Below are 7,698 nucleotides of genomic sequence, written 5' to 3'. Positions count from 1 at the left end.
ATCTTTTTCATAATCTTGATAATAGATAGTTCCTCCTGTTAGTTCAATGTTTTTAATCCCTAATTGAGCTAATTCTTCTATGGCTTCTCTGATATTTTTTTTACTTGAACAGGCTGAAGAAACGTAAATTATCATAATTCGATAAACCCCACCAATTGTTCTTCTTTTTTCTCTTTAAAAGAATAGCCTAGTTTCTGATATAAATTAAAAGCTAATTGATTTTCAGGATATACTTTAAGCATAATTTTTTCTGCTCCCTTTTTTTTAGCCACAGCATGAAGGAAGAACATAAATAATCTACCTAAACCTATTCCTTGAGATTCGGGTGCTAAACAAATACCAAGACTAGGAATTGTATAACCTTCGTCCCATCCTCTCAACATCCCATATCCGATTATTTTTTCTTCTTCTAATAAAGCGTAATATAAGTCTTGCCCTTGATAGTGAGTTATTTGATGAGCTTGTTGTTCTGTAAAAGGATGAGGATGAAAATATTGAGGGATTTCTGTTTGTTGAATTATTTGAAAAAACCTCACTAAAGGCTTTTTTAAGTGAGAAGTTAAAAGACGAAATTCCAGATATTGTTTATGATCCATTGTAGGGTAATAAATTTCAGTTTAATTCCAATCAAAATCACTTAGTTGTAAGATTTTATCTTTGGGTAAATCATTTTTAGCTTTTTGTCCGATAATTTTATCAAACCAAGAAGCCGATATTCCTAACCCTGGACGTTTACAAACTAAGTCATCAACCGTAATAATTTCCCCTTCTTTAATCGCTTTTTTAGTCACTAGACTTTTTTGCAGCATTGGCTTATTAGGGATTTCACTTGGCATCGGTTGCTTTACACCATCACCCATTGCTAATTCTACATTTCTAATAGTTTCCACTAACTCCTTGAACTCATTAGGTTCGAGAGACGCTCGATGATCTGGTCCTGACATATTTTGATCTAGAGTAAAATGTTTTTCAATAATACAAGCTCCCATTGCCACAGCCCAAGGACTAGCACCGATTTTGGGGGTATGATCTGAAAAACCTACAGGGCAATTAAATGCTGTTTTTAAAGTTAACATAGCCCTTAAATTAACCTCATTAATGGGTGCTGGATATTCAGAAGTACAATGCAGTAAAGCAAAATTATTTTTTAGTCCACCATTTTGTAAACTATTAACGGACTGTTCAACCTCCGCAAGATTTGACATTCCTGTAGAAAGAATTACTGGACGTTGTTTACTGGCAACATAACGCAAAAAAGGAATATTAGTCGTATCTGTAGAAGCAATTTTAAACGCTGTTACCCCAATTTTATCTAAAAGATCAACACTATGGTTTTCGTAGGGAGTGCATATATAAATTATTCCCACTTTTTCACAGTATGTTTTTAGTTTTGCTTGATCTTCAGCACTAAGCTCTAAAGATTTCAACATTTTATATTGACTCCCAGCTTCACCAGTAGTTTCAACTTGATAATTAGCTTTTGGAGCATCTGGAGTAATTAATTCTTCTGTTATAAAACTTTGAAATTTGACTGCATCTGCATTAGCTTCTACAGCCTTATCAATGAGTTTATAAGCTAAATCTAAATCTCCATTATGATTAACTCCTGCTTCGGCAATAATAAAGCAAGGTTGACCATCTCCCACTAGGCGATCGCCTATTTTAATTGTTTGATTCATTGTTTCTCCGATTTAATAAAACTTCAGCTAAAGCAAAATCTAACTCACTATCAAGATCGACACTTCTTTCCGGTGGCATTATATAACCTGCCATTTTTCCAACATATAACTGTTTTTTTTCTATCACATTCTTACACCAACTTACATCCACTGCACCATTTAAACGATAGACTGGAGGTAATAATTGACGGCGATAAAATTTATTTTCGTCTATTTCATGTAAGAAGGGGATTAAACAATTATCTTCCAGTTTTTTCATCCAATAAGGATGGTGTTCAGCCAGACATACTGATCGCACACAATCTAATTGCTCATTACTGGTTAATATATTAACCGTATTTTCCACATCTTCCGCTAATCTTAAAGGAGAAGTAGGTCGTAACCAAACCACAATATCAGGACGATAATTTTCTTGTTTTGCTAAATAATCTAAAACATGAAGATATACTGGTAAATCAGGTGTATCATCTTGAGCTAATTCAGATGGACGCAAAAAAGGTACTTCTGCACCGACGTTAACAGACAGTTCTGCTATATCATAGTCATCAGTAGAAACAATAACTCGATCAAGAATTTTTGATCTTAGACTTGTTTCTATCGTCCAAGCAATTAACGGTTTATCCCCTAATAAACGAATATTCTTGTAAGGAACACCTTTTGATCCTCCTCTTGCAGGGACAACCCCTATAATTTTCATTTATTGTCCTCTAGCAATAATGGTTCTTTAACCTGCATTTTTGCTGCAATTAGTCCTTTAACTCTATCACCAAAATAAATCCAAGAAGGTCGCCATGTTCCCTCCTTAGATATTTCTAATCCAAACATTTGAGGATGATGATAATAAGTTGAGCCATCACCTGCTCCTAACGCAATTAAATATCTTCCTGGTGCTAAAACAGATTCTGGGATAATCCACTCTCCCATCCAAGCTCCCTTTGAACGAAACTCGAAAAGTTCTGGATAAATATCCCAGTCAGCTACAGACCAAAGACTATCTTCTGAGATGCTACAGATGTTAACTACAATAGTTGTTCCTGATAAGTCTTTCATTAATCTATAATAAATCTTGAGGCAAATTGCCTCATTGGAACGGAAAAAGTTAGTCAATTCTTGAGATGAATTTAACATTTCTACTTTTAGAAAATGTAAATCCATATTTTTTCCATCTTCAAAGGTAATCACGCCAGAATTGGATAAAGAACCATGCGCTAAATAATCGTCACAAAGTTTACTTGAATTTCCAGAAGCTTTGACTTGCCCTTTTTCTAACCAAATTGCCCTAGAACACAATCGCCTTACTGCTCCCATATTATGACTAACAAAGAAAACCGTCCTCCCCTCCTTCCCAACATCCTCCATCTTCCCCAAACACTTCTTCTGAAACTGTGCATCCCCCACCGCCAAAACTTCATCCACAATCAAAATTTCCGGTTCTAAATGCGCTGCCACCGCAAACGCCAGTCTTACATACATCCCCGAAGAATACCGCTTCACTGGTGTATCTAAAAACTTCTCCACCTCAGCAAACGCCACAATTTCATCAAACTTCCGCTTAATCTGCTCATTACCCATACCCAAAATAGCACCGTTAAGAAATATATTTTCTCTCCCTGTTAACTCTGGATGAAACCCAGTCCCCACCTCCAATAAACTGGCAACCCTGCCCTTAATTTTAATACTTCCAGTAGTTGGTTCTGTAATCCGACTTAAAATTTTCAATAGCGTTGATTTTCCCGCCCCATTGCGTCCAATAATTCCAACTCTATCACCTTGTTTAATCTCAAAAGATACATCCTTTAAAGCCCAAAACTCCTCAAAGGCAGGATTTTCATTCTTAGCTTGAGGATTAATTAAACTACCAAGAGATTTAACCTTATCAGTAATCACATCTCGCAGAGCAGTATAACGTTCCTGCTGCTGATGTCCAATAATATATTTTTTACCGAGATTTTCAACGCGAATAACTGTATCTGACATAAGTATTAATTTATCAATTTGAAAATTATTGATTTGACGGCTTATATATCTCAAGATTAGGCTAAATTTAGCATTTAATTATAGAAGTAGCCAAATTACCCACCCATAGTATATTATTAGCTCACTTATAATACACTTCTTTTATAAGTTACCAGTAGTTATCCTCTATATTTGAATAGGATTTTCTCTTCAGCTTGTTTAAATTCAATATCAAATAAATCAAAAACAACTTCTCTACCCAATAAAACTTCTTGGCAATCCTCACTTTGTAACCAGGCAACAGGAGCAGAAAAGGTATAATCATCAATCTGCATTTCAACTTGTCGGAGTACATATTGTACACTCCCCCCTACTCCTTCTCCATTACTCAGAACTTCTCCTTGAGAGAGGGCATATCCTAAGTCTGTGCCTAAATAAAATGTAATTAGGCTAATATCCGAACCAGAATCTACAAGCATTTCCAGGATTTTAGAATTTTGAAAAGTTAGACAGACTTCGTATTTTGGCTGCCAATCATGTTTTTTGACTGTTCTAAAACGCACTGGGAAAAACTTCACTGGCTCAACAAATTCGTTCTCGTAGATCCGCTCAGTGATGTAGTCAGAAGATTTTAAGTTCTGAAGGTCAATTTGCTGTGTCATGATTCTATAATCTTGGTGATGAGCTATTACACCATCCTTAGTGTAAATAATCCATTCTCCACGATATTGTTTTAGTTTTCGGTAATTTGCTTTACGCCATTCTTTGGCACTATTGTATTTTTCGTTCATATTTAGCTACAGGAAAGTCGGGGATCTGGGCATGATCAGATTATATATTCAGTTACCATTATATTTATTTCTTTAATCGCCTAATTACTGACAATATTAGATGCCTTGTAGAAAAAGTTCCAGATTTCGCTCACACCTTCTCTGTACTTTCGCCTCTTGATCACTAACTAAACAATAGATCATAAGAAGGTTGCATGGAGGGACTGAGATCAAAAAGACCATCAAAGCCCAACTCACTGTTCAATACTATCCGGTTCTGTCACTCTCGCACAACAATAATCGAATCTATTTTTTGTAACTCTGATTTTATACAGGTTTGCGATCGCTGTTCTCTCATGGATGAACAATAGAATAACACATAGTTAATTAGTGTCCGCTAGGTTCAGAGATTTTGATTCAAATGTCATCTTTATTGCCAGTATATTTTGCTTAACTCCTCTGAATAATTGATACCTGCTAAAGAGTTTCATTTAACTAAGCGAACTGCTTGCAGCAGCGCTTCGCTATCGCCTTCAAGATCAACAGTTTCAGATCCCCGACTTCTTTAAGAAGTCGGGGATCTGATGTTCTTATTTTATTTATAGAGTGAAGGTTAAAGAATTTCCCCAATGACTAATTTGAGATTTCATCAATTAGCGATCGCTTTCAAGATAAACAAAGCAGATCTCAATTACCGCCACTCTAGACGACAAAAGGGTATTTGATAGACTAAATGAATATTCGAGGATGGTTTTCAAGTCTTTGAGCGATAGCGAAGCGCTGCTGCAAGCAGTTCGCCTGTACTGGTTGAGCTAGAGTAACAATCAGTTTCAACAACTTCAGACTAATGGGGGCATTTATTGAATATTCTATATACGGTGGACTCTGGAACTTGCCAATAAAAAGTCATCTAGCGCAAGCTCAATTAAATAAGACTTTGAAAACTTTTCCACCACTGGGATCAGATTGGTTGATCTGAAGTATTTTCATGATTTTTTCTGTCAAAGTATTGACTAGAGAAATTTAACATTTCTTCAGCGTTATTGATCATTTCATGAGCTTCTTCTAGGCTAATATTAGGGCTAGTATCATAATCAGCTTCATTTCTTTTAATCTGAGCATCAATCAAAAAACGATGATATTTTAGGGGAATATCTTGATTTTTACAAAACTCTCGTCCAAAAGCAGAAATAACAGCCTTCTAAAATTTATTGTGGTGCGGGCATCTTGCCCGCTAATAATACAAGACTGGATCATCTAATTAATTCAGTATATTTTTGTAGCCAGTCATTTCCTTGTTTTTTGACTGTTCTAAACCGCACTGGCAAAAACTTCACCAGTATAGCGATTATCACTTTGATACATTGTTAATTATCTCCTGTATTTAATCGCTGTTGCCAAGATTCAACTATCTGTTTAATTGTCTCTTCTAAGGAAATTGTAATATCCCAGTGAGGATAATGTTCACGCATTTTTGTTAAATCGGAATAATAGCAAATGTGATCACCAATGCGGTTTTCTGATACGTAAGTAGAAAGCATCGCTTTACTACTATATTTTTCAGTTAAAGTGAATGCTTCTAGAATTGAGCAGCTATTTTGCTTACCTCCTCCAAGATTGTACACTTCTGCTATGCGAGGATTTTTAATAAAAGCTTCAATAAACCGCGCTACATCTAATGAATGAATGTTATCTCTAACTTGCTTACCTTGATAACCAAAAATCTTATATTCTTTACCTTCTAAGTTGGATTTGACTAAATAACTTAAAAAGCCATGTAATTCCACTCCTGAATGGTTAGGTCCAGTTAAACACCCTCCTCGCAAACAACAAGTAGGAATATTAAAATAACGTCCATACTCTTGTACCATTACGTCTGCTGCAACTTTAGATGCACCAAATAACGAATGTTTTGATTGATCGATACTAAAGGTTTCTGGAATACCATTTTGATAGATAGGATCATCATAATCCCATCTAGTATCTAATTCTTTGAGTTTAATTGTGTTCGGGCGATCGCCATAAACTTTATTTGTGGACATATGCACAAAGGGTGATTCTGGGCAAAATTGCCTCGCAGCCTCTAGTAAATTCAGAGTTCCTACTGCATTTGTATCAAAATCATCAAAAGGAATGGCTGCTGCCCGATCATGACTAGGCTGTGCTGCTGTATGAACGATAGCATCTGGTTGGAGACTTTCAATTAAATTTAGCACCCCTTGGCGATCGCGGATATCTACTTCATGATGAACAAACCCTTTAATGGAGTTTTGCAGCCGATGTTGATTCCAGCGTGTGTCTCCTTGAGATCCAAAAAAAACCGCCCTTTGGTTATTATCAACACCATGAATTTCCCACCCAATAGCAGCAAAGTATAAACATACTTCCGAGCCGATTAGACCTGATGAGCCTGTTACAAGTAATCTTTTCATCAAAATTTCTTGGTTAAAGTCTTTGAATAATATATCTATCTACTTGAGAATTTGATCTTAAATAACATCTGCAAAAGTTCGTTCCATCTTCCGAAAATACCAAATCCCACTTACTAATAATAAAAACACTAATCCCATAGAGAGAATAAAACCTGGCAAATACAACTGAGATTATCCACCCAAATCCGATTTCGCTCACACCTTCTCTGCACTTCGGCCTCCTGATCACTAACTAAACAATAGATCATAAGAAGGTTGCATGGAGGGACTGAGATCAAAAAGACCATCAAAGCCCAACTCACTGTTCAATACTATCCCTGTTCTGTCACTCTCGGACAACAATAATCGAATCTATTTTTTGTAACTCTTATTTTATACAGGTTTGCGATCGCCATTCTCTAAGGGATGAATAGTAGAATAACACAAATTTAATTAGTATACTCAAAACGGCTTGATTGTTTGATTCTAAACGTAGGGGTAAAGCAAGAGCTTCATTGGTGTCAACTTAGGTTACAGATGGCTTATTTGTTTGGCTTCCACACCCGCCAGGGAATAAATTCCCTGTCTCATAGCTCAAGTCCGTTAAAACGGACTAATGACTCCCGGTTCGCCTATTTTAAATTGAGTTAGAAAAAACCTGAACGATTTAATAGGGGTTTTAGCCTGTAATTCAAATGTACTATGACGTAGGCGATAGCGAAGCGCTGCTGCAAGCAGTTCGCATAAAAATAGAGTTTTTAGCACCGAGGGTAGTTCAAGCTAAATTTCGGGAAATCGCTAAAACCATTACGAAACCTAGATTTTCTATTTTTTTGGCAATTTCTCGAACTCCAAAAAAAATGAGCGAACCGGGAGTAATGA

At 36.1% G+C, this 7,698-nt stretch carries 8 protein-coding genes and 1 pseudogene; 1 reads left to right on the top strand and 8 read right to left on the bottom strand.

Going from position 1 to position 7,698, the window contains the following annotated elements; translation table 11 throughout:
• Nucleotides 1–131: 131 nt before the first annotated feature.
• The 8 genes and pseudogenes from IQ228_RS16515 to IQ228_RS26695 form a co-directional block, all read right to left on the bottom strand.
• Nucleotides 132–596: a GNAT family N-acetyltransferase gene (locus IQ228_RS16515; RefSeq protein ID WP_193963583.1), complete on the bottom strand. Its 465-nt coding sequence runs from the start codon at nucleotides 594–596 to the stop codon at nucleotides 132–134.
• 21 nt (nucleotides 597–617) lie between these two features.
• Nucleotides 618–1,679 carry an N-acetylneuraminate synthase gene (gene neuB, locus IQ228_RS16510; protein WP_193963581.1) on the bottom strand — a complete coding sequence of 354 codons (1,062 nt, stop codon included), beginning with the start codon at nucleotides 1,677–1,679 and terminating at the stop codon, nucleotides 618–620.
• Nucleotides 1,663–2,376 carry a cytidylyltransferase domain-containing protein gene (locus tag IQ228_RS16505; protein WP_193963580.1) on the bottom strand — a complete coding sequence of 238 codons (714 nt, stop codon included), beginning with the start codon at nucleotides 2,374–2,376 and terminating at the stop codon, nucleotides 1,663–1,665. Before IQ228_RS16505 ends, neuB begins: the two co-directional genes overlap by 17 nt.
• The gene (locus tag IQ228_RS16500; protein ID WP_193963579.1) at nucleotides 2,373–3,656 is read right to left on the bottom strand and encodes an ABC transporter ATP-binding protein; all 1,284 of its coding nucleotides are present in this window, start codon (nucleotides 3,654–3,656) and stop codon (nucleotides 2,373–2,375) included. Before IQ228_RS16500 ends, IQ228_RS16505 begins: the two co-directional genes overlap by 4 nt.
• 158 nt (nucleotides 3,657–3,814) lie before the next feature.
• Complete coding sequence (locus tag IQ228_RS16495) at nucleotides 3,815–4,426, bottom strand: retropepsin-like aspartic protease (RefSeq protein WP_027402536.1); 612 nt, start codon at nucleotides 4,424–4,426, stop codon at nucleotides 3,815–3,817.
• A 940-nt stretch (nucleotides 4,427–5,366) separates the two neighbouring features.
• Entirely contained in the window at nucleotides 5,367–5,534 is a 168-nt protein-coding gene (locus IQ228_RS16490) for a hypothetical protein (RefSeq protein WP_190383908.1), read from the bottom strand.
• A 238-nt stretch (nucleotides 5,535–5,772) separates the two neighbouring features.
• Nucleotides 5,773–6,837, bottom strand: a complete 1,065-nt coding sequence (locus tag IQ228_RS16485) for an NAD-dependent epimerase/dehydratase family protein (protein WP_193963578.1) — start codon at nucleotides 6,835–6,837, stop codon at nucleotides 5,773–5,775.
• 57 nt (nucleotides 6,838–6,894) lie between these two features.
• Nucleotides 6,895–7,008, bottom strand: a pseudogene (locus IQ228_RS26695) (ABC transporter permease); the annotation flags it as partial.
• A gap of 503 nt (nucleotides 7,009–7,511) precedes the next feature.
• Between IQ228_RS26695 and IQ228_RS16480 the strand changes: the two are divergent.
• A partial coding sequence (locus IQ228_RS16480) for a hypothetical protein (protein ID WP_193963577.1) occupies nucleotides 7,512–7,698 on the top strand: 187 nt, incomplete at its 3' end.

Source organism: Dolichospermum sp. LEGE 00246 (assembly GCF_015207865.1).
In the GTDB taxonomy this organism is placed as follows: domain Bacteria; phylum Cyanobacteriota; class Cyanobacteriia; order Cyanobacteriales; family Nostocaceae; genus Dolichospermum; species Dolichospermum heterosporum.
The sequence above is the reverse complement of the archived record's forward strand: the minus strand, read 5'-3'. Positions and strand labels throughout refer to the sequence as shown.

Bases quoted from the DNA above. Each gene is read 5' to 3' on its own strand.
- IQ228_RS16515 (WP_193963583.1), bottom strand. From the start codon at position 596: ATGGATCATAAACAATATCTGGAATTTCGTCTTTTAACTTCTCACTTA.
- neuB (WP_193963581.1), bottom strand. From the start codon at position 1,679: ATGAATCAAACAATTAAAATAGGCGATCGCCTAGTGGGAGATGGTCAA.
- IQ228_RS16505 (WP_193963580.1), bottom strand. From the start codon at position 2,376: ATGAAAATTATAGGGGTTGTCCCTGCAAGAGGAGGATCAAAAGGTGTT.
- IQ228_RS16500 (WP_193963579.1), bottom strand. From the start codon at position 3,656: ATGTCAGATACAGTTATTCGCGTTGAAAATCTCGGTAAAAAATATATT.
- IQ228_RS16495 (WP_027402536.1), bottom strand. From the start codon at position 4,426: ATGAACGAAAAATACAATAGTGCCAAAGAATGGCGTAAAGCAAATTAC.
- IQ228_RS16485 (WP_193963578.1), bottom strand. From the start codon at position 6,837: ATGAAAAGATTACTTGTAACAGGCTCATCAGGTCTAATCGGCTCGGAA.